Origin of the sequence: Rhodococcus jostii NBRC 16295 (assembly GCF_001894825.1) — a bacterium.
GTDB classification, from domain to species: domain Bacteria; phylum Actinomycetota; class Actinomycetes; order Mycobacteriales; family Mycobacteriaceae; genus Rhodococcus_F; species Rhodococcus_F jostii.
Map to the genome: position 1 here is coordinate 42505 of NZ_BCWY01000004.1, position 18853 is coordinate 61357.

Below are 18853 nucleotides of genomic sequence, written 5' to 3' on the forward strand. Positions count from 1 at the left end.
GTGTCCATGACTCACCGGCCGTCGCAGCCCCGTACCGACTCACCGCGGTATCTGACCGAGGACCGAGTGGCGATCCGCGACCTGGCTCGCGATTTCGCGATGAAGCAGGTGCTCCCGATCGCGAACGAACTCGATCCGGTGCAGGGCACCATCCCGGACACCGTGAAGAAGGCGATGGCCGAGGTCGGGTTCTTCGGGATCATGATCCCCGAGGAACACGGCGGTCTCGGTCTCGGGGTGTTCGAGTACTGCCTGGTCGCGGAGGAGTTGTCGCGGGCGTGGATGAGCGTGTCCGGACTGCTGGCCCGCGGCAACGGGATGGGCGGCGGGTTCACCCCCGAGCAGGAGGCGGCGCTGCTGCCGAAGGTCGCGGCGGGCGAGTACCTCGGGGCGTACGCGTTGTCGGAGGCCGAGGCCGGATCGGATGTGGCGAACATTTCCTGCCGGGCCACCCGGGACGGTGACGACTGGGTGGTCAACGGGACGAAGATGTGGTGCACGTACGCCGACGAGGCCGACTACCTGGTGCTGTTCGCGCGCACCGATCCGCACAAGGATCCGGCGAAGCCGCACCGCGGGATCAGCGCGTTCCTGATCGAGAAGCAGCGCGGCGGGTTCCCCGCGGGGATCAGCGGGACGAAGATCCGCAAGATCGGGTACTTCGGGTGGAGCACGTGGGAGCTCTCGTTCGACGATTTCCGGGTGCCGGCGACGGCGATGCTCGGTGAGGAGGGCAAGGGCTTCTACCTGGCGGTGTCCGGTCTCGAGGTGGGGCGGGCGCACACCGCGGCCCGGGCGATCGGGTTGGCCCGGGGTGCGCTCGAGGATTCGATCGCGTACCTGCACACCCGTCGGCAGTTCGGGCACGAGTTGGCGGATTTTCAGCATCTGCGGTTCAAGGTCGCGACGATGGCCGCCGATATCGAGGCGGCGCGGCAGTTGATGTATTCGGTGGCCACCGATATCGATACCGGGCGGCGGTGTTCGTTGGAGGCGTCGATGTGCAAGCTGGTGGCGACGGAGATGGCGGAGCGGGTGACCAGTGAGGCCGTGCAGATCCACGGCGGCGCCGGGTACACCACCGATTTCCAGGTGGAACGGCATTGGCGGGATGCGCGGTTGACGAAGATCTTCGAGGGCACCAGCGAAATCCAGATGCGCATCATCTCCGACGAACTGCTGGGGAGGGCGGCCGAATGAGCACACTGACCACGAGCATCGGGGTCGGCGATCGCACTGTGAGCGACGCCCGGCGAGTCTCCGAACTCGGACTGTCCCTGCCGGACGCGTCGTTGACGGGAATCGTCGTGGCGGGGCTGCTTGCTCCGCAGCTGACGACTGGAGCCGCACGCACCGGGCTGCAATGGAATTCGCAGACCGCGGTGACGGGTGGTGACGTCGTTCACGTCGAATCCGTCGTCACTCGCGTCGACCAGTCGACAGGCGGGACCGTCGTCGATCGGCACGTGCGGCTCGTCGACGACGGTGGATCGATTCGCGAACAGGGAATCGAGACGTGGCTCCTGCCCGAATCCTCCGAGGTCCGAGGCGATCCCGCGGTCGACTTCTGCACTCCCGCCTGGGGAGAGCTTCTCCGCGAATCCCTCTCCGCCGACCCTGCCTTCGCGTCCTCGCTGTCGACGTGGGACGGCACGGTGGGTCTGCGCTGCACCGACGCCTCGGGCCGGGCCCGTGAACTGCACCTGCGGATCTACCGCGGTCGGATCATCGACGTCGCGCGCCGCGTCCCCGGTGGGGCCACGTTCACGCTCGTCGCGCCCGCCGAGACGTGGGTCGACCTGATGTTCGCCGAGCACAACGACTTCATGCGCCGCGCCATCCGCGGTGAATTCTCCTCCAGCGGTGACGGGTACGAGTACCTGCGACTCACCAAGCCACTCGACATCATCATCGCCCATGCCCGCTCCGCCGCACGTGAGTGGCAAAGCGTGGCGGGGCACACATTGCCACTCACGTGCGGAAGGGAGGCCCGGTCATGATCGAGGCCCGGTACCTGGAGATCGACGGGGCCCTCGGCTTCGTCGAGATCGTCACCCCCGACACTCACTCGGACACCGACATACCCACCGTGCTGTGCCTGCACACGGCGGGGCAGAGCGGAGTCCAATGGCGGCACGTCGCGTCCGTCCTTGCTGCCCGGGGCTACCGGGTGATCGTCCCCGACCTGCCGGGCCACGGGCGTTCCGAGCCCGCGGTCGACGGCCCGGTCACCAGCATCGTCATGTTCGGGGACTGGCTCGGGAAGGTCCTCGACGCCCTCGACGTCGAGCGGCCGTTCGTCATGGGATGTTCCATCGGGGGCAAGCTGACACTCGAACTCGCGACCAGGCCGTCGCGCCCACTGGCCGGGGCGATCGCGATGGAAGCCGAGGCCGGTCCCGGCCGCGTCAACGTCGGCGGATTGCGCCGCGAACTCGAGGACGTCGCCGGACCCAGCCGTTCCGACCGCACGTACCTGGGCACCCTGGCCTCCATCGGGCAGAGCGTGCCCGGGGTGAAGGCCCGCCTGATCGCCACGATGCACAAACGTGAGGACCCGGAGATCTCGTCTTCTGACCTCATCGCCTGGGGAACGCACGACGTGCGCGACCGTCTCGCCGAGATCACCTGCCCCATCCGGCTCGTCGCGGGAGCACAGGACCCGTGGATCCAGACCGGACTCGTCGAGCAGGCCGCGACGTCGATCGAGAGCCACCGTCCGGGACTTGCGACGTTCACCCTGCTCGCTGACATCGGCCACTACCCGATGGAGGAGATCGAGGATTTCGCCTCCGTGGCGGACGGTTGGTTGACCGAACTGCGCACAGCGGCGGTGCTCTCGTGACGGCCCACGACACGGCCACGCGCCGTGAGACTCTCGCAGCACTGCTCGACGAACTCGTGGACGCCGACCCGGACGCCGCGGCCACCATCGATGTCGTCGAGGGCGAGCCGATCGTCAGCAGCCGCGCCGAACTCCGCGCACGCGTCGACTCGGTGAAGTCGGAACTCCTGCGGGTCGGCGTGCAGCGCGGTCAGTGCGTGGCAGTGTTGCTGCCGAACTGGTCGGACGCCATCGTCTGGCAACTCGCCTCTTCGGCCGTGGGCGCACACGTCATCGGCGTCAACACCCGCTACAACACGCACGAGATCGCATACATCCTCACCTCGGCGCGTCCCGCGGTGGTGGCCGTCGCCGACCACTTCCACGGCCTCGACCTGTTCGGACGGCTCGAAGAGGCACAGCGTTCCCTCGACCTCCCGGCTCCGGCGGTCGCGGTCGTGCGCGGTCCCGGAACCACGGGTGAGGCCCCAGAACTGGCGCGATTCGACCTCGGCGGCGGGGCCTGGACGGCGGGGAGCGCGCACACCGGACAGGTTCAGGTGCCTGCGACACCCGACATGGCAACCACGACCGCGGCGGGCGAGCGGGCGGCCGCCGACGACCTGCTCGCGGTCGCGTTCACCACGTCCGGATCCACCGGCGTTCCGAAACTCGCGGCCCATCGCGAATCCGCGGTGGTCCGGCACGCGCGAGCCGACGCCGCCGTCCTCGGTGTCGAACCCGGCGACGTCACGCTGTGTGTGCTGCCGGTGTCCGGGGTGTTCGGATTCAGCACCGCCCTGGCGACGCTCGCCGGAGGCGGCACCCTGCTGATGGAACCCGTCTTCGACGCCGCCGTCACGCTGGACCGCATGCAGTCGCTGAAGGTGACGCACGTGGTCGGCGGCGACGACCTCTTCACCCGCCTCCACGACACGTGGCACGGGGGTGAACGCGCAGACCTGTCGTCGTTGAAACGGCTCGGGATCGCCGACTTCCTCGGGCGTTCGCACGAGGTGGCCGCGTGGGTCCGCGACGAATTCGACGCCGTCACCACGGGCGTCTTCGGGTCTTCCGAGGTGTTCGCGCTGATGCTGCTGTGGGATGCCACCGACCCGGAATCCGTGCGCTGGAACGGCGGCGGACGTCCGGTCGAACCCGCCATCGAGATTCGGATCGCCGACCCGCTGGACGACTCCGTTCTCCCGGACGGCGAGCAGGGTGAGCTTCAGGTCCGCGGACCCAACGTCGTCGACGCATACCTCGGCAATCCGGAGGCGGCCGCGCGCGCGTTCACGTCGGACGGGTGGTTCCGCAGCGGCGACCTCGCCGTCGCGACCGGCGACGGGGGCTACACGTACGTGTGCCGGATGGGCGATGTGCTCCGGTTACGCGGATTCCTGGTAGACCCCGCCGAGATCGAACACCGGCTGGCCGAACACGACGCCGTCCACCTCACGAAGGTCGTCGGCATCACCGGTAGGGGCGGATACACCGAAGCTGTCGCGTTCGTCGTCCCGACGGAGGGGGCCACCGCCGGCGCCGCCGAGCTCAAGGCGTGGTGCGCAGAGTCGTTGGCGGCCTTCAAGGTTCCGGCCGCCGTGCACATGATCGAGAAGATGCCGACCACGGTGGGCGGCAACGGAACCAAGATCCGAGCGGTCGAACTGCGCGAATGGGCACAGAACTGGACCGATCACGAAAGGGATTTCCGCAGTGCCTGAAAATTCGAATGCCCAGGGCAACGATGTCGTCGTCTGTGAGCCCCTCCGCACCGCCGTCGGCCGATACGGCGGACAGTTCAAGGACGTTCCCGCCGCCGACCTCGGCGCGCGGGTGGTATCCGAACTGCTCGCTCGCACCAATGTGGATCCGGGCAGCATCGACGACGTGATCTTCGGTCAGTGCTACCCGAACGGTGAGGCGCCCGCCATCGGGCGGGTTGTGGCCCTCGATGCGGGCTTGCCGGTGACGGTTCCCGGTCAGCAACTCGACCGCCGCTGCGGATCGGGTCTGCAGGCGGTGCTCGACGCCGCGATGCGGGTGCAGACGGGGGTCGCCGAACTGGTGATCGCCGGTGGCGTCGAGTCGATGAGCCGCGCCGAGTATTACACCGAGTCGATGCGCTGGGGAGCGAAGGGAGCCCCGGCAGCGCTTCACGACAGACTCGCCCGCGGCCGTGTCACGGCCGGCGGACGCAACTATCCGGTGCCGGGCGGCATGCTGGAGACGGCGGAGAATCTGCGACGCAAGTTCGACATCAGCCGTCAGGAACAGGACGAGCTCGCGGTCAGCTCCCATCAGCGGGCTGTGGCCGCCATCGACTCGGGGAAGTTCGCCGAGGAGATCGTTCCGGTGAAAGTGCCCGTCCGCAAGGGCGATCCGCAGATAGTTGACCGGGACGAGCACCCGCGCGCCGACACGACAGTCGAGTCCCTCGCGCGCCTTCGGCCCATCATGGGCGGCACCGACCCCGACGCGACCGTCACCGCCGGCAATGCCAGCGGACAGAACGACGGTGCGGCCGCGTGCCTCGTCACCACCCGGGCGCAGGCGGAGCGTCTCGGTCTCCGGCCGCTCGCACGCCTGGTCACCTGGGCGGTCGCGGGTGTGGAACCGTCCGAGATGGGGATCGGTCCGGTGCCGTCCACCGAACGGGCTCTGAAGCGCGCCGGGCTGACACTCGCGGACATCGACCTGATCGAACTGAACGAGGCATTCGCAGCGCAGGCGCTGGCCGTCACACGTGAATGGAACTTCGGTGCGCAGGATTTCGAGCGCACCAACGTCAACGGCTCGGGAATCTCGCTCGGGCACCCCGTCGGGGCGACGGGGGTCCGAATCCTCACCACGCTGCTGCGCGAGATGGAGCGTCGCGGAGCCCGCTACGGTCTCGAAACGATGTGCATCGGCGGCGGCCAGGGGCTGACCGCGATCTTCGAGCGGGTCTGACCACTCAGCTGTCGAGAGCCCGAATCCAGTCCGTGAGCGCCCGCACAACCTGTGCGGGCGCTTCCGGTATCAGTGCGTGGCTCGCGTTCGGCACGACGGCTACGGTGACCAATTCGCCGAACCGGTCCCGCAATTCGTTCTCGGTCTCGCGCGGCCGGAACGGGTCGAGAGCGGACTGCAGGTCGAGAATCGGCTGGTGCGCGACATCCCACCACTCCTCCTTGGGGGTGGCGGCAGAGGCAGCGAGCTGACGCTTCGACACCTCCGGGTACCAGCCCGTGAGCCACTCCGCCGGATCGTTGCCCGGCGCGAAGAAACCGGTCTGCAGGTAGCCGATCCGCTCCGCATCGGGCAGCGAAGAATCCGAACACTTTACCGCCAGTTCGGTGAGCGCGGCCGGGTAGTTGCGGGCACCCGCCGCAGCCACGACGACGCCGTGGACCAGGTCGGGCCGGTCGGCGGCCAGCATCCGTGCGACGTAGTGCCCGAACGCGTGACCGACCACCACCGCCGCGCCGTTGTTCAGCGCCTCGATCACCGCTCCGACATCGGCGGCCAGGTCGTGCAACGTGATGTCCGCCAGCGAGCCGACACTGCGGCCGATGCCCCGCGGCTGCGGCCGCGCGACCCGAAACCCGTTCTGCGCCAGCCTGTCCGCGACCTCGTCGTAGTCGTACGACTCACGGCCGAGGGACGGCAACAGGATCACCGTCGGCCCGCTGCCCTCGACGACGACCTCGATCACCGCCGCCGGGGTGTGCACGAACTCCGTCGTCCGCGCCTGGGGCGTGCTCGGCATGATGATTCCTCCACAAAGGTCGAGACCCCGGGCGACGCGATGTCTCGCGCCGCCCGGGGAATGGTCGGTGTCTCAGTCCTCGGCGGGATCGAGCGCGAAGTCGTAGCTCACAACTTTACGCCCGGCCTCGTCCAGCTTCGGATCGAGGAGCAGTTCGGGTTTCGTCGCGGTGGCGACGTCGTCGTCGATCCAGTCGCCACCCGCGAAGTACAGCTGCGTGATGATCGGCTGCTTGCCCGGCGAGGTCACCCGCAGATGTAGGTGCGCCGGACGCCACGGGTGCCAGCCGGCGGCCTCGATGAACTGACCGGTCGGGCCGTCCGTCGGGATCTGGTACGGCGCAGGCTGGATGGTGGTGATGTCGTAGCGGCCTTCGGCGTCGGTGACGACGGCGCCGCGCAGGTTCCATTCGGGCAGGTGCGGCGCGAACTGGGAGTAGTAGCCTTCGTCGTCGGCGTGCCAGAGTTCGATCAGCGCGCCTCCGAGACCGGCGCCGTCCAGGTCGGTCACCCGGCCCCGAAGGACGAGGGCGGTGTGGACGCGGTCCTCGTCGCGCATCGGGAGGGTGCACTGCGCGGGGAGTTCCGGAGCCCCGGGAACGTAGTACGGTCCCTCGATACTTCCCTTGGTGCCCTGAAACTTCCGGGAGTTCACCTCTTCGATCTCGTGCTCGACGAATACGTCGAGGAGTAGCGGCCATTCGCCGCCCTCACCCACGTCGATGAGCCACTGCTTGAGGACGCGGTACTCCGGATAGGTGACGGCGTGCTTCTGGATCAGCGCACTCAACCCGGCGAGCGCCTCGGTGGCGATGGCGGACAGGCGCTCCGGCGAGGTGTCGGCCGTGAATCTGGCACCCTTGAACTTGTCCGTGGCGGCGTTACCGGAGCCGACCGCGGTGGGGCTTTCGATGGTGGTCATGGTTTCTCCTGCTCTGTAACTAGTTGCGGCCGAAGTAGGAGACGTCGTCGTTGCCGATCAGGTCGGGCACCGTCCAGCCGTCGAGGTCGTACTCGGACAGGCACTGCTCGGCCAGGCCCTTCATGGAGCTGACCGTTCCCCGGTTCTCGGCGAACATCAGCAGTTCCGCCTTCACGCCCTCGTGGTTGCCGGCGTAGTTGCGTTCGTACAGTTCGTGGCGGCCACCGAACTCGGACCCGATCGAATCCCACAGCGCCTTCATGATCTTCACTCGCTCGACGGCGGGCATACCCTCGGAGCCGCGGACGTACTTGTCCAGGTACGGGCGGACGTCCGGGCTCTTGAAGTCGGCGGACGAGGACGGCAGGTAGATCAGCCCGGACGCGACGTCCTGCTCGATGATCTCCTTGATCCGCGGGTAGCCCTGCTGCATGAACATCCGGTACGTGAGTCCGTACTCGAGCTTGGGGATGACGGTGTCGCCCACCCACGGCTCGGGGTCGCGGACCATGGACTCGGTGAGTGACCAGAACAGGTTTCGCCAGCCGATCACTTCACCGACGCGGGTCTGCACGCCGCGGAAGCCGCCGGCGCCGGTGGCGTCGAGGGCCTTCATCAGCAGGCCCGCAATGAAGTCGAGCTTCACGGCCAGGCGGGTGCACCCCTGCAGGGTGAAGCGCGGCAGGAACCCTGACTGCGGGAAGAACGCGTTGATCTTGTCGACGTCGCCGTACATGAAGACGTTCTCCCACGGCACCAGTACCTTGTCGAAGACGAAGATGGTGTCGTTCTCGTCCATCCGCGAGGACAGGGGGTAGTCGAACGGGCTGCCCATGACCGCGGCCTGCTGCGTGTAGGACGTGCGGCAGATCAGCTTCACACCCGGCGCGTCCATCGGGACGGTGCAGATCAGGGCGAACTGCTTCTTCTTGATCGGCAGGCCGTAGTGGGCGACGAAGTTGTAGTTGGTGATGGCCGAACCGGTGGCGACGACCTTGGCACCGGAGACGATGAGGCCGGCGTCGGTTTCCTTCTCCACCTTCATGAACACGTCGCCGACCTCGTCGGGCGGGAGCTGCCGGTCGACGGGCGGGTTGATGATGGCGTGGTTCCAGTACAGAACCTTTTCCTGCGACTCCTTGTACCAGCGCTCGGCGTTGTCCTGGAACGGCGAATAGAGCTCCTTGTTGGCGTGCAGGGTGCCGAGGAAGGAGGCCTTGTAGTCGGGGGAGCGGCCCATCCAGCCGTAGGTCATGCGCGCCCAGGTGGCGATGGCGTCGCGGTCCTTCAGGAGGTCGTCCGAGTTCTTCGACGCCCGGAAGAAGGGCATCGTCACGCCGCCGTTGCCGGTGTCGGTGGGTGTCGTCAGGGTGTCGACATGCTCGCCGGTGTGCATGGCGTCGTAGAGGCGGGCGGTCATCCGGACCGGGTTGCGGAACGCCGGGTGGGTGGTGACGTCCTTCACGCGCTCGCCGTGCAGGTAGATCTCGCGGTCGTCGCGCAGCGACTCGATGTACTCGTCACCGGTCATCGGCCGCGACGCGAAGTTCTTCGTGCGGTTGGCCTCACAGTCGGCGGCCACGTTGACTTTCGTACGGTCGACGGCGGTCTCGGGGGCGGATTCGGTGGTGGTCATGGTGTTTCCCTTCGTGATGAACGGGTCGGCCGGGCAGGATCAGGACGCAGCGCGAGCGAGCTGCAGGTGGAGCGGAGTGAACGACGCGGCGGCGTCGAACCATCCGCTGTGGGGGTCGTCGAGGCAGCCGTTCCAGGCCGTGGTGCCCGAGGCGGCACCCAGATCGTGGAAGGTGCTGCGGTAGAACAGCAGTGGGTCCTTGGTCGAGTCGACGGACGCGTCGACGATTTCGCCGATGAAGATGACGTGGTCGCCGCCGTCGTAGGAAGCCCAGGGCGAACACGTCAGCGTCGCCGCATTCCCGGACAGCGCAGGAGCGATGCCGGCGGAATCCCACGCCGGCTCCGTCCGCTGTGGCTTGCCCGCGAAGTGCATAGCGGTGTCGAGCTGATTGGCGGCCAGAATGTTCACGGCGAACGGCGCATCGCTCAGGTAGCTGCACGCCTTCGACTTGCGGGTCAGTGTCACCTGGCACAGCCGCGGTTCGATCGACACGGCGGTGAAGGCGGTGACAGTCGCCCCGTGCGGCTCGCCGTCGGCGTTGGCACACGTGATGACGGTGACTCCACTGGCGAACTGCCCGAAAATGTTTCGCAGAGTGCGCTGATCCATTTTTTCGTGACCGCCTTTCTGCACGATTCCGTGCGATCAGCCCTCCGGTCGGGGGCACCTGCACAACGTATGACGGGCGTCACAGTCCGTCGATCCGCATTGCGAACCCCCGATCCGGAACGCGAAACGGGATTGGCGGAGGTGTCACACCAGGCCCTTGCGGTGACGTGAGTCACAGGCGATGCTAGGGTCGAAGCGCGAGGTGAGAGGTCTGGGCGTACGCATGCGAGGACAACTGGAGGGCCCCGGTTTCACCGACTGGGACGAGGTTCACGAGGTGGTCGCGGACGCGTACTTCCCTCACGAGCTGCATCCGCTGTCGCGGGACACCGCGGCGCGGTCTTCGCTGGAGTCCTCCGAGATGGGAGCGTCCAGGCTCGCCCGGATCGGATTCGGGGCGGCCGTGTCGATCGAGTCCGACCACCCCGGTGCGTACGGCATCAATATCCCTCTGACCGGTCGCATCGTGTCCGTCACCGGCGGCACGGAAGTGACCTCGACGCCGGGACTGGCGACGATCTGCCCGCCCGACACCCGGACGGTCATCACCAACTGGAGTAGTTCCTGCGAGATCATCGGCTTCAAGGTGGACCGGGACTACCTGCAGCGGGAGATGGACCGCGTCCTCGGCAGGCCAGGGCAGGTGCTGCCGCGGCAACTCGACCTGCGTTCCGGCTCCGGTGCCGAGTGGCTGCGGCTGGTCCGGTCCGTGGCCGACCAGGCGCTGAGCGACAGCGTTCTCCTGCACAGCGAACAGGTGTCGCAGCAACTGTGCGGAGCGTTGACCACCGCGCTGGTACTCACCGCGATGCCGGACGACGACACAGGCGCCGCGGGGATCCGCCCGCGCATCGTCAAACGGGTCATCGACGCGATCCACGAGGACCCGGCTCGTCCCTGGACCGCCGGTGAGATGGCCGAACTCGTCGGCGTCAGCGTCCGCCGCATGCAGCAGGGGTTCCGCGAATACGTGGGCATGACGCCGATGGAATACCTCGTCGACGTGCGTCTCGAGCGAGTCCACGCCGACCTGACCGGAAGCGGTTCCTGGGCAACTGTTTCCGAGGTCGCGACCCGCTGGGGGATCATGCACACCGGTAGATTCGCCGCCGCCTACCGGCGCAAGTACGGCATGGCCCCGTCCGAGTCACTACGGGAGCGCGGGGTCTGATCGGTCGAGCTGTGCGTCTCGATACTCTCGTTCGCATGACAATTCGTCCCATCCTCATCGCCGGCGACCCCAGGCTGACCACCCCGGCCGTGGTCGTGACGTCGTTCGGAAGCGAACTCGCTGCGTTCGTCGATGATCTTCACGAGACCAATACCGCGGCCCACGGAGCGGGGCTGGCGGCCAATCAGGTCGGTGATCCGAGGTCGATTTTCGTGTACGACCTCGTCAGAGACGACGATCGGCGACGGTATCGCGGGCACGTCGTCAACCCGGTTCTCGAGACATCCCCACTACCCGAGACCATGCCCGATCCGGAGGACGACATCGAGGGATGCCTGTCCGTCCCGGGTGAGCGCTATCCCACGGGTCGAGCCGACTGGGCGCGGGTGACCGGCGTCGATGTCGACAACAACCCGATCTCGATCGAAGGACGAGGTTATCTGTCGCGCTGCCTACAGCACGAAACCGATCACCTCCAGGGTCATCTCTACCTCGGGCGATTGATCGGTCGTCATCAGCGCGCCGCACGGAAGATGATCAAACGACGCCAGTGGACCGATCCCGGCAACGCGTGGGTGCCTGGCGAAGGGCCAGATCCTTTCGGTTGGTGAGCGAATGGTTCATGCGACCCACTGTCGATCGCGGGTCGTCGAGTTCGTCACCGAAACGTGTCGGACCCCCGCGATAGAATTCGCACATGAGTTCGACTGGGGGGTCGGCGAACAGCCGGGTGGCGGAGCATCTGTCGATGCTCGCTGCCGCGGTCGACGGGTTGCTCGATTCCAGCGTGACGGAGTTGCCGGACAGCGAGGTCGTCGACGTGCTGCGCGGGCTGGAGCAGTCTCTTCGCCGTGCCGAGGCCGTCTCGCACCGATTGGTGGTGGAGAGCGTCGAACGATCGCTCCCGGCGAGTCTGGGATACAACTCACCGAAGAAGATGTTGATCGAGGTGCTCCGGATCTCCGGTGCCGACGCGTCCGCCCGGGTCACCGCGGCTCGCGAGCTGGGAGTGTGGCACACGCTGTCCGGCGATCCGATGCCGCCGGCGCTGCCGGAAACCGCTGCGGCACAGCGCGACGGCGACATCGGCGTGGACCATGTGCGCGCGGTCGCGAAGGTGCTGCGCAAGATACCCCACGCCGTCGGCAACGACGCAGTGGCCGACGCAGAGGCGGTGCTCGCCCAGTTGGCCCGCGAGGGCACCCCGGAGGATGTGGAGCAGGCGGGGCACCGGTTGCTGGCCTATCTGAATCCGGACGGGAACCTCGGTGACGACCGCGACCGCAAACGCCGGCGGAGTATTTCGATCGGGCGGCAGGATACCGAGTTGATGTCGCGGATTTCCGGCGAACTCGACCCTGTGGCGCGGGCCCTGCTCGACCCGATCCTCGCCAAGTGGGCGCGGCCCGGAATGAACAATCCGGACGATCCCGACTCACCGACCGGTGACGGAGAGAATCCGTCGATCGATCGAGAGGTGTTGGCGGCGGCGGCCGCACGCGATACCCGCACCGCGGTGCAGCGTAACCACGACGCGTTCAGTGCGGTGTACCGTGCGCTCCTCAAGTCGGGGGTGCTGGGCCGGCACCGGGGTCTCCCGACCACGGTGATCGTCACCATGACGCTCGAGCAAGTGGAGAAGGCGGTCGGTGGTCTCGCCACGACTGCCACAGGTGGGTTGCTTCCGATCGAGGACGCGTTAGCCCTGGCCGAGGATGCGCATCCGGTGCTGGTGTTGTTCGACCATGCGGGTCGACCGTTGCATCTGGGTCGGCGTCGGCGCCTGGCCAGTGCAGATCAGCGGCTCGCACTGATCGCGGCGGACGGGGGATGCACCCCGCCGGGGTGCGCGGCGCCGGCGAGTCTGTGTGCGGTGCACCACGTCACGGACTGGCACAAGGGCGGACACACCGACATCGGGGGCCTGGCCCTGGTGTGCGACGCGTGCCATACCCAGGTCAACGATGGAACGGCCGGGTGGACGACGAGATCGGCGTCCGAGCATTCCGCACACGCGGGCCGGACCGAATGGATCCCGCCACCACACATCGACCCCTCACGAAGACCCCGGATCAATCACCGACACCACCCCGGTGAGCTGATCGAGCATGCGCGGGCGAAGATCGGGGTCGACAGTGGCTGAACCCCGTCAACCACAGTCCACCAACAGGTGCCGCGGACCTCGCAGCACCGGGTTGGGACGGTACGGCGGTGGGTCCTCGACGAGCCGCGGATTCGGGAGGCGGCGGATGAGTTCGGCAAGAGCCATCTGCCCCTCGAGGCGGGCGAGCGGTGCGCCGAAGCAACTGTGGATGCCGCTTCCCAAACCCACGTGCTGGTTGTCGGCGCGGTCGGGGACGAACTTGTCGGCGGCGTCGAAGCGTTCGGGATCACGATTGGCCGACGCCAACGCGAGGACGAGAGGCGACCCCTTCGGAACGGTGACGCCGTCGATTTCGATGTCGACGATCGGCGTCCGCTGGCCCAGCAGATGCACGGGCGGTTCGAACCGGAGCAGTTCCTCGACAGCCTGCGGCATCAGTTCGGTCTCGGTGCGAAGTCGTTCGAGCGCTTCGGGATTGCGCAACAACGTCAGCATGCCGTTGGTGATGAGGTTGACGGTGGTCTCGTGCCCCGCGATGAACAGCAGGATGGAGTTGGTGACCAACTCGACGGTGTCCAACTGGCCGTCGGGTCCCGAATCGTTCGCCAGGCCCGACAGCATGTCGTCACTGGGATTGCGTCGGCGCTCCTCGATGAGACCGGCCATGAACATGGCCATCTCCATCTGCGCTTTCTGCGCCGCCTCCGCGCGCGGATTGCCTCCGGCGTTGTGGCGCGGGTCGATGGCCGCCACCAGTTCGTCGGCCCACGCGTGGAAGCGAGGTTCCTCCTCGTGGGGCACCCCGAGCAGTCGGCAGATGACGGACACCGGGAACGGGTAGGCGAAATCGTCGACGATGTCGATGCGCTCTTTGCCGTCGAGTCCGTCGACGAGATCCGTCACGAGGTTCGCGAGTTCGTCACGCATGGAATCGATTCGGCCGGGACTGTGCGGTGGACCGAACTGCCGCGTCGTCAGCCGGCGTAACCGATCGTGCTCGGGCGGATCGAGTTTGAGAAAGGAATCCGGTGCGTTGCCCGCGCGATCGGCACCGGGCAGCCCCGCACCCCGGTTGTGCAGATCGGAGCTGATCCGTGGGTCGTGAAGCAACGCCATGACGTCGTAATACCGGCCGACCAGGTAGGAACCGTCGTCCTGTGGCGCCACCCGGGTCTCACGAAGCTCCTCGTACAGCGGATACGGATCGGGCCTGCTCGACTGGTCGGTGATCCGCTGGAACAGCTGCGCACGCGACATGGACACTCTCCCTGTTACTTCGGTAGCGAGACGAACTCGACGCGGCGTTCGGTGGGCAGGTGACCGGTCACTGCGACGGTAGGTCCGTGGCTGAGCACCGCCGGATCGGGCAGCTCGGACGCGCGCACCTCGAACGGCTCGGTCCGGTCCATGACGTCGAATTCCGGGGGGAACGCCGCCGCGGACTCGATCAGTCCCCGGTAGAAGTCGAGCCACTTGCCCTGGTTGAACGCCACAGCCGCCGTGACGCGACCCCGGAAGCCGTACGCCGCGACGAACCGCCGGTCCGTGACGGAACCCTGCGTGATCACCACCTGATCGGAGTAGGTGGGGATGCCGACGGATTTGATGTTGACGCCGAACTGGCTGGACCAGAACGCCGGAATCTCGAGGTGCGGCCGCCGCCGGAGACCGTCGTGCATCATGTTGTGGGCTGCCACCTCGGCCTGGCCGATGGCGTTGCCCCAGTGTTCCAACGCCAGCAGCTGGTAGTCGTAGAGCGGATGCGGTTGCCGCGCAACGTCACCGGCAACGAAGACGTTGTCGGTGACGATGCCGTTGATGTCGAACGCGCGGCACCCGGCGTCGCACGTCACCCCGCGGGGTCCGGCGGCCAGACCGGATCCGGCCAGCCAATCGGTGTTCCGAATGCTGCCCTGGGCCACGATGGCAACCTCGACGTCGAGTGCGGTCCCATGCGACAGGTGCGCGCGGGACAGCCGCCCGTCGCCGTCCCCTTCGAGCCCGGTCACCGTCACCCCGGTGCGCAGGTCCACGCCGTGGTCGCGCTGCATGTCGGCCGCGACCGCCGCCACCACCCCGCCGAGCGCACCGACCAGCGGCGCCGGACCACGCTCGGTGACCGTCACGGACAGCCCGCGCTCCCGGCACACCGACGCGATCTCGGAACCGGTGAACCCGGCGCCGATCACCAGGACGTGACGCGGTCCGGCGGACAGTCGCTCGTCGATCGACCGGGAGTCGTCGCAGGTCCGGAGAGTGAAGACCCCGTCGAGTGCCGCCTCCGCCGAATTCGCCCACGGCCTGGCCCGGACGCCGGTGGCGATCAGCACCTTGTCGAACTCGACGGTGGCGCCGTCGCTGAGCACCACCTGGTTGTTCTCCAGGTCAAGGGTGGTGGCCCGCACACCGAGTCGCCACTTCGCGTCGAGGTCCGCACGGAACGGCAGGGCCGCGTGGTCGGGTGGCATGACTCCGAGGAGCACCGCCTTCGACAGCGGAGGCCTGTCGTACGGCTCGTACGGTTCGTCGCCGATCAGGGTCAGCGACCCGTCGAAGCCCAGCCCCCGCAGTGCCTCCGCGGCGCGTAGTCCCGCGAGAGACGCCCCGACGATGACGATCCGCACGTCACTGCCCATCGCGTCGGTCGGGGATGTCGGTGGTGATGGCGTGCACCGGGCACGCGGCGGCGGCCTGCGACACGCGGGCGCGTTCGTCGTCCGTGGGGCCGGCGTCGTAGAGAAGGGCCTCTTCCCCGTGCAGGGTGAAGACGTCGGGTGCGAGGAACACGCACTGCGCGTAACCCTGGCACCGATTGAGGTCGACGACGAGTTTCACGTCAATCATCCCGATTCTGAACAGTTCTGGTCACACGTGTCACTGGGAATGCGCGGCGCTCGGCCGTCCGATCGCGGCGGGGAGACAGTTCCACCCCTGGAACAAGTATTGCGGAGTGGTCGGCCGGTGCGGTTTCGATCCGCTGTTCTGGAGCCATTCAGAAATGCGCTACTCGTCCAACGGGAAGGCGTGCGACACGTGGATCTTCCAGCTGCCGTCCGGCTGGCGACGGAACACGTCGACCCCCGATTCGCGGACATTCTCGAGTACGGCGCCCGAGGCGTCGGTGACGGTGAGCGGCCACCGGTTGAGGGCGTCCACGATCGACGCCTCGTCGCGGTCCGGGTCGGGCGTGGGGGCCTGCTCGTCGGCGCAGCCCGCAGCCGCCGCGAGTGCGAGAGCGGCGACCACCGGGAAGCCCCGTGTACCCATCCGGTCTCAGTTCGGTCGACGAGCACCGGCATTCCTACCGTCGGGTAGAACTCCGGAGTAGTAACCAGAGTTACAAGTATCTTGCCGGATTTCGTATCCTGCTGCCGAGAAACAACTTTCGGACACGGTCTCGATTCGGCGACACTGAAGTCCGGTTCGTGATGTGATGTGGCTAACAAGTGACCGGCAACGCCCAGTGGCGACACCTCAGAGGCGGAATATTGACGATCGAAGCTCACCGCGACACCCGCGCAACACGGCATCTGTCCGCATTGGACTCTGCAATTCATTTCCTGACCACCGCGCGCGGAAGCTCGTACAGCGCGGACCAGGCCTTCGACGAACTACTCGATTCCTCCATGCGACACCAGGTCGATGTCGGGGATCTGGCGGAAGCACTCGCCGACCTCGCAGACGGTGTCCGACCCGAAGCGGACGACCATCGACGGGCACGCGAGGTGGCCACGCGGGAGTGGGGAGCCCTCCTGCCCGGTAACACCGGCTAACCGGCGCAGTCGATACACGTCTGCGCGGCGGGGAGCGCGTCGAGCCGGACCTCGGAGATCGGCCGGCCGCACCGGATGCACAGGCCGTACGTGCCGCCGTCAAGTCGCTGTTGCGCTGCCGTCAGGTCCTCGACCTCGCGTTTCGCATCGGCGAGCAGCGCCGACACCTGGGCCCGCTCGAAGGCGATGGTCGAGCCTTCGGGGTCGTGTTCGTCGTCGTCGGTGGTGAATTCGGATCCCTCCACGATCGCGGTGAAACGCCCGGTCAGCGACGCTATGCGGCGCTCGGCGTCGGCTCGCTCCTCGGCGATACGGGTGTGGTGATCCGGGACGGTCATGTGTGGATCAACACCGGTGGCATCCCGGTGCTTCCCCGGTAATCGGTCGAAGCCCGCCGCCGGGCCTGACTCAGCCCATCGTCTTCGCGCCGTCGAGTGCCTCCCGGATGATGTCGGCGTGACCGGCGTGCTGGGCGGTCTCCCCGATGATGTGGAGCAACACCCGGCGCGCCGACCAGCGCGAACCCGGTTCGAACCACGGCGCCTGCGGCAGCGGATGCGAAACGTCGAGGTCGGGCAGCGACGCCACGATCTCGTCGGTCCGGTGTGCGACCTTCGCGTACCGGTCGAGGACGTCGGCCAGCGTCTCGTCGCCGCGGAGGGTGAACTCCTTCTCGCGGTTGTCGGTTCCGGTGCCGTCCGCGGGACCGCCCCGCACCGCGTCTGCGCCGCGCACGATGAAATCCGCCCACACCCGTTCGACGTCCGACACGTGCTTGACGAGTCCGCCGAGGCACAGCACGCTCGCCGTCGTGCGCTGCGCGGCCTGTTCGTCGGTGAGGTCGCGAACGGTGTAGCGGAGGAGGTAGCGGTGTTTCGCCAGCGACTCCAGCAAGTCGGCACGCTCGCCGGTAGTCGACGTTTTCGCGGTAGAGGTCACGGTGATCACCTGCTCCAGCCGGTCCGATGATGGCGAGTTCGACCGTAGCGGTCAGCCGCCGTGAGCAGTGACGAAACCGGTCGCGCGGCCGTGGGTGTCGAGTTCCCACCCCATCCGCTTTCGGGAGCGGAGTGTCACCGACGAATCGACGATCTCCAGGCTGGGGGCACGGCTCTCCAGCCATTCCTGCACGCGCAACAGGTCGGGCAGCGACGACACCCACATGCTGACGAGAAAGTTCGCGGGTCCGGTCAGCGACATGCACAACCTCAATTCGGGGCGGGTGTTGACGATCTCCACGACCTCCCGGTGCGCGCGGACGGGCAGGCGGCACCACCACGTCACGGTGATCGGCCACCGTGTCGCGTCCTGGGCGACGTCGCACCGCAGCACCACCGAGCGGGAGCGCAGCAGTCCCGCGAGTTGCCGGCGAACCGACGATGCCGGCCGGTCGATGACCGAGGCGATCTCCCGCGCGGACGCCCGGCCGTTCCGGGTGAGCTCACGGACGAGGGCACGCGCCACCTCGTCCGTCAGACTCTCCGGCCGCGCCGACCCGGACTGCGGAGGCGTGGTTTCGAGCGCGGCGATCGCCGCCGACTGGGCGGTGTCCAGGGAATCGAGGCGCCAGCGGCTGCCCTCCGCATGGAGTGCGGTGCAGGTGTGGGTCCGGGTCGAACGGACACTCGGGTGGCCGGGCAACTCCTCGAGGACGAGGTCCGACAATTCGTGCAGTGATCCCGTCTGCACGGTCAGGATGAGGTCCCGGCCGCGCGCCGCATGCTCGATCGACGCCACGCGTGGGTCCCGGGTGAGGGCCTCGACCAGCGGTTTGGTGCCGGTGAGCTCGCACGTCACCTCGATCATGGCCGTGAACGCGCCCGCACCCGTCATCGGCGCGGGGTACGCGGTGATCCAGGCCAGTCCTCGTTCGGTGACCGATTCCCATCGCCTCGCGAGGGTCGCGGACGTCGTCCGCAGGATCGGGGCCAGCTCGGCCCACGTTGCCCGCGGGCGGATCTGCAATGCATGAATGAGCGAAAGCTCGGATTCTGTCAGCATTTCACTCATAGAACGCTTCCTGAGTCGGTGCAAATGATCGTTTTCGACGTTCTCGGCGGT

General features: G+C 67.5%; 20 protein-coding genes. 9 read left to right on the plus strand and 11 right to left on the minus strand.

What is annotated here, in order from left to right; genetic code table 11:
• Nucleotides 1–6: 6 nt before the first annotated feature.
• Genes RJ1_RS04240 through RJ1_RS04260 form a run of 5 tightly spaced genes read left to right on the plus strand, consistent with a single transcriptional unit; the run spans nt 7 to nt 5776 of the window.
• Entirely contained in the window at nt 7–1200 is a 1194-nt protein-coding gene (locus RJ1_RS04240; protein ID WP_073358729.1) for an acyl-CoA dehydrogenase family protein, read from the plus strand.
• A complete protein-coding gene (locus RJ1_RS04245; protein WP_073358730.1) occupies nt 1197–2000 on the plus strand; it encodes a hypothetical protein in 804 nt (267 codons plus the stop codon). The genes RJ1_RS04240 and RJ1_RS04245 overlap by 4 nt, the downstream gene beginning before the upstream one ends.
• On the plus strand, nt 1997–2845 hold the full coding sequence (locus tag RJ1_RS04250) for an alpha/beta fold hydrolase (RefSeq protein WP_073358731.1): 849 nt from the start codon (nt 1997–1999) through the stop codon (nt 2843–2845). Before RJ1_RS04245 ends, RJ1_RS04250 begins: the two co-directional genes overlap by 4 nt.
• Nucleotides 2842–4548, plus strand: a complete 1707-nt coding sequence (locus tag RJ1_RS04255) for an AMP-binding protein (RefSeq protein ID WP_073358732.1) — start codon at nt 2842–2844, stop codon at nt 4546–4548. The genes RJ1_RS04250 and RJ1_RS04255 overlap by 4 nt, the downstream gene beginning before the upstream one ends.
• A complete protein-coding gene (locus tag RJ1_RS04260) occupies nt 4541–5776 on the plus strand; it encodes an acetyl-CoA C-acetyltransferase (RefSeq protein WP_073358733.1) in 1236 nt (411 codons plus the stop codon). The genes RJ1_RS04255 and RJ1_RS04260 overlap by 8 nt, the downstream gene beginning before the upstream one ends.
• 4 nt (nt 5777–5780) lie before the next feature.
• On the opposite strand, the gene RJ1_RS04265 is transcribed toward RJ1_RS04260, so the two are convergent.
• From RJ1_RS04265 to RJ1_RS04280, 4 genes are all read right to left on the minus strand, one after another.
• Nucleotides 5781–6575, minus strand: coding sequence for an alpha/beta fold hydrolase (locus tag RJ1_RS04265; protein ID WP_073358734.1), 795 nt, complete (start codon nt 6573–6575; stop codon nt 5781–5783).
• Between the two features lie 72 nt (nt 6576–6647).
• Complete coding sequence (gene catA / locus RJ1_RS04270; RefSeq protein WP_073358735.1) at nt 6648–7496, minus strand: catechol 1,2-dioxygenase; 849 nt, start codon at nt 7494–7496, stop codon at nt 6648–6650.
• A 19-nt stretch (nt 7497–7515) separates the two neighbouring features.
• Nucleotides 7516–9132 carry a 4-hydroxyphenylacetate 3-hydroxylase family protein gene (locus tag RJ1_RS04275; RefSeq protein ID WP_073358736.1) on the minus strand — a complete coding sequence of 539 codons (1617 nt, stop codon included), beginning with the start codon at nt 9130–9132 and terminating at the stop codon, nt 7516–7518.
• 39 nt (nt 9133–9171) lie between these two features.
• Nucleotides 9172–9744, minus strand: coding sequence for a flavin reductase family protein (locus RJ1_RS04280; protein WP_073358737.1), 573 nt, complete (start codon nt 9742–9744; stop codon nt 9172–9174).
• Between the two features lie 223 nt (nt 9745–9967).
• On the opposite strand from RJ1_RS04280, the gene RJ1_RS04285 reads away from it, so the two are divergent.
• The 3 genes from RJ1_RS04285 to RJ1_RS04295 all read left to right on the plus strand — a co-directional run bounded on the left by RJ1_RS04285 (nt 9968) and on the right by RJ1_RS04295 (nt 13058).
• Nucleotides 9968–10915 (plus strand): AraC family transcriptional regulator, encoded by a 948-nt coding sequence (locus tag RJ1_RS04285; protein WP_073358738.1) that lies wholly within the window; start codon nt 9968–9970, stop codon nt 10913–10915.
• A 35-nt stretch (nt 10916–10950) separates the two neighbouring features.
• The gene (locus RJ1_RS04290) at nt 10951–11526 is read left to right on the plus strand and encodes a peptide deformylase (RefSeq protein WP_073358739.1); all 576 of its coding nucleotides are present in this window, start codon (nt 10951–10953) and stop codon (nt 11524–11526) included.
• A gap of 86 nt (nt 11527–11612) precedes the next feature.
• On the plus strand, nt 11613–13058 hold the full coding sequence (locus tag RJ1_RS04295; protein WP_240319908.1) for an HNH endonuclease signature motif containing protein: 1446 nt from the start codon (nt 11613–11615) through the stop codon (nt 13056–13058).
• Between the two features lie 6 nt (nt 13059–13064).
• Here RJ1_RS04295 and RJ1_RS04300 read toward each other — a convergent pair whose 3' ends face one another.
• The 4 genes from RJ1_RS04300 to RJ1_RS47510 form a co-directional block, all read right to left on the minus strand.
• Nucleotides 13065–14276 carry a cytochrome P450 gene (locus RJ1_RS04300; RefSeq protein WP_073358741.1) on the minus strand — a complete coding sequence of 404 codons (1212 nt, stop codon included), beginning with the start codon at nt 14274–14276 and terminating at the stop codon, nt 13065–13067.
• 14 nt (nt 14277–14290) lie between these two features.
• Nucleotides 14291–15655, minus strand: a complete 1365-nt coding sequence (locus RJ1_RS04305) for an NAD(P)/FAD-dependent oxidoreductase (protein WP_073358742.1) — start codon at nt 15653–15655, stop codon at nt 14291–14293.
• Nucleotides 15645–15863, minus strand: a complete 219-nt coding sequence (locus RJ1_RS04310) for a ferredoxin (protein WP_073358743.1) — start codon at nt 15861–15863, stop codon at nt 15645–15647. The genes RJ1_RS04305 and RJ1_RS04310 overlap by 11 nt, the downstream gene beginning before the upstream one ends.
• 159 nt (nt 15864–16022) lie before the next feature.
• A complete protein-coding gene (locus tag RJ1_RS47510; protein WP_073358744.1) occupies nt 16023–16286 on the minus strand; it encodes a Cif family virulence factor in 264 nt (87 codons plus the stop codon).
• Nucleotides 16287–16507: 221 nt separating this feature from the next.
• Between RJ1_RS47510 and RJ1_RS04320 the strand changes: the two genes are divergently transcribed.
• On the plus strand, nt 16508–16792 hold the full coding sequence (locus tag RJ1_RS04320) for an ANTAR domain-containing protein (RefSeq protein WP_073358898.1): 285 nt from the start codon (nt 16508–16510) through the stop codon (nt 16790–16792).
• Here RJ1_RS04320 and RJ1_RS04325 read toward each other — a convergent pair.
• The 3 genes from RJ1_RS04325 to RJ1_RS04335 form a co-directional block, all read right to left on the minus strand.
• Entirely contained in the window at nt 16789–17130 is a 342-nt protein-coding gene (locus RJ1_RS04325) for a TraR/DksA family transcriptional regulator (protein WP_073358745.1), read from the minus strand. The two genes, RJ1_RS04320 and RJ1_RS04325, sit on opposite strands and share 4 nt — an antisense overlap.
• 70 nt (nt 17131–17200) lie before the next feature.
• A complete protein-coding gene (locus RJ1_RS04330) occupies nt 17201–17740 on the minus strand; it encodes a DinB family protein (RefSeq protein WP_073358746.1) in 540 nt (179 codons plus the stop codon).
• 42 nt (nt 17741–17782) lie between these two features.
• Nucleotides 17783–18802, minus strand: a complete 1020-nt coding sequence (locus RJ1_RS04335; RefSeq protein ID WP_073358747.1) for an Lrp/AsnC family transcriptional regulator — start codon at nt 18800–18802, stop codon at nt 17783–17785.
• Between the last annotated feature and the right edge of the window lie 51 nt (nt 18803–18853).

Coding starts and splice junctions, on each gene's coding strand:
- RJ1_RS04265 (WP_073358734.1), bottom strand. CDS start 6,575: ATGCCGAGCACGCCCCAGGCGCGGACGACGGAGTTCGTGCACACCCCG.
- RJ1_RS04280 (WP_073358737.1), bottom strand. CDS start 9,744: ATGGATCAGCGCACTCTGCGAAACATTTTCGGGCAGTTCGCCAGTGGA.
- RJ1_RS04275 (WP_073358736.1), bottom strand. CDS start 9,132: ATGACCACCACCGAATCCGCCCCCGAGACCGCCGTCGACCGTACGAAA.
- RJ1_RS04305 (WP_073358742.1), bottom strand. CDS start 15,655: ATGGGCAGTGACGTGCGGATCGTCATCGTCGGGGCGTCTCTCGCGGGA.
- RJ1_RS04250 (WP_073358731.1), top strand. CDS start 1,997: ATGATCGAGGCCCGGTACCTGGAGATCGACGGGGCCCTCGGCTTCGTC.
- RJ1_RS04300 (WP_073358741.1), bottom strand. CDS start 14,276: ATGTCGCGTGCGCAGCTGTTCCAGCGGATCACCGACCAGTCGAGCAGG.
- RJ1_RS47510 (WP_073358744.1), bottom strand. CDS start 16,286: ATGGGTACACGGGGCTTCCCGGTGGTCGCCGCTCTCGCACTCGCGGCG.
- RJ1_RS04245 (WP_073358730.1), top strand. CDS start 1,197: ATGAGCACACTGACCACGAGCATCGGGGTCGGCGATCGCACTGTGAGC.
- RJ1_RS04335 (WP_073358747.1), bottom strand. CDS start 18,802: ATGAGTGAAATGCTGACAGAATCCGAGCTTTCGCTCATTCATGCATTG.
- RJ1_RS04295 (WP_240319908.1), top strand. CDS start 11,613: ATGAGTTCGACTGGGGGGTCGGCGAACAGCCGGGTGGCGGAGCATCTG.
- RJ1_RS04240 (WP_073358729.1), top strand. CDS start 7: ATGACTCACCGGCCGTCGCAGCCCCGTACCGACTCACCGCGGTATCTG.
- RJ1_RS04290 (WP_073358739.1), top strand. CDS start 10,951: ATGACAATTCGTCCCATCCTCATCGCCGGCGACCCCAGGCTGACCACC.
- RJ1_RS04325 (WP_073358745.1), bottom strand. CDS start 17,130: ATGACCGTCCCGGATCACCACACCCGTATCGCCGAGGAGCGAGCCGAC.
- catA (WP_073358735.1), bottom strand. CDS start 7,496: ATGACCACCATCGAAAGCCCCACCGCGGTCGGCTCCGGTAACGCCGCC.
- RJ1_RS04285 (WP_073358738.1), top strand. CDS start 9,968: ATGCGAGGACAACTGGAGGGCCCCGGTTTCACCGACTGGGACGAGGTT.
- RJ1_RS04310 (WP_073358743.1), bottom strand. CDS start 15,863: ATGATTGACGTGAAACTCGTCGTCGACCTCAATCGGTGCCAGGGTTAC.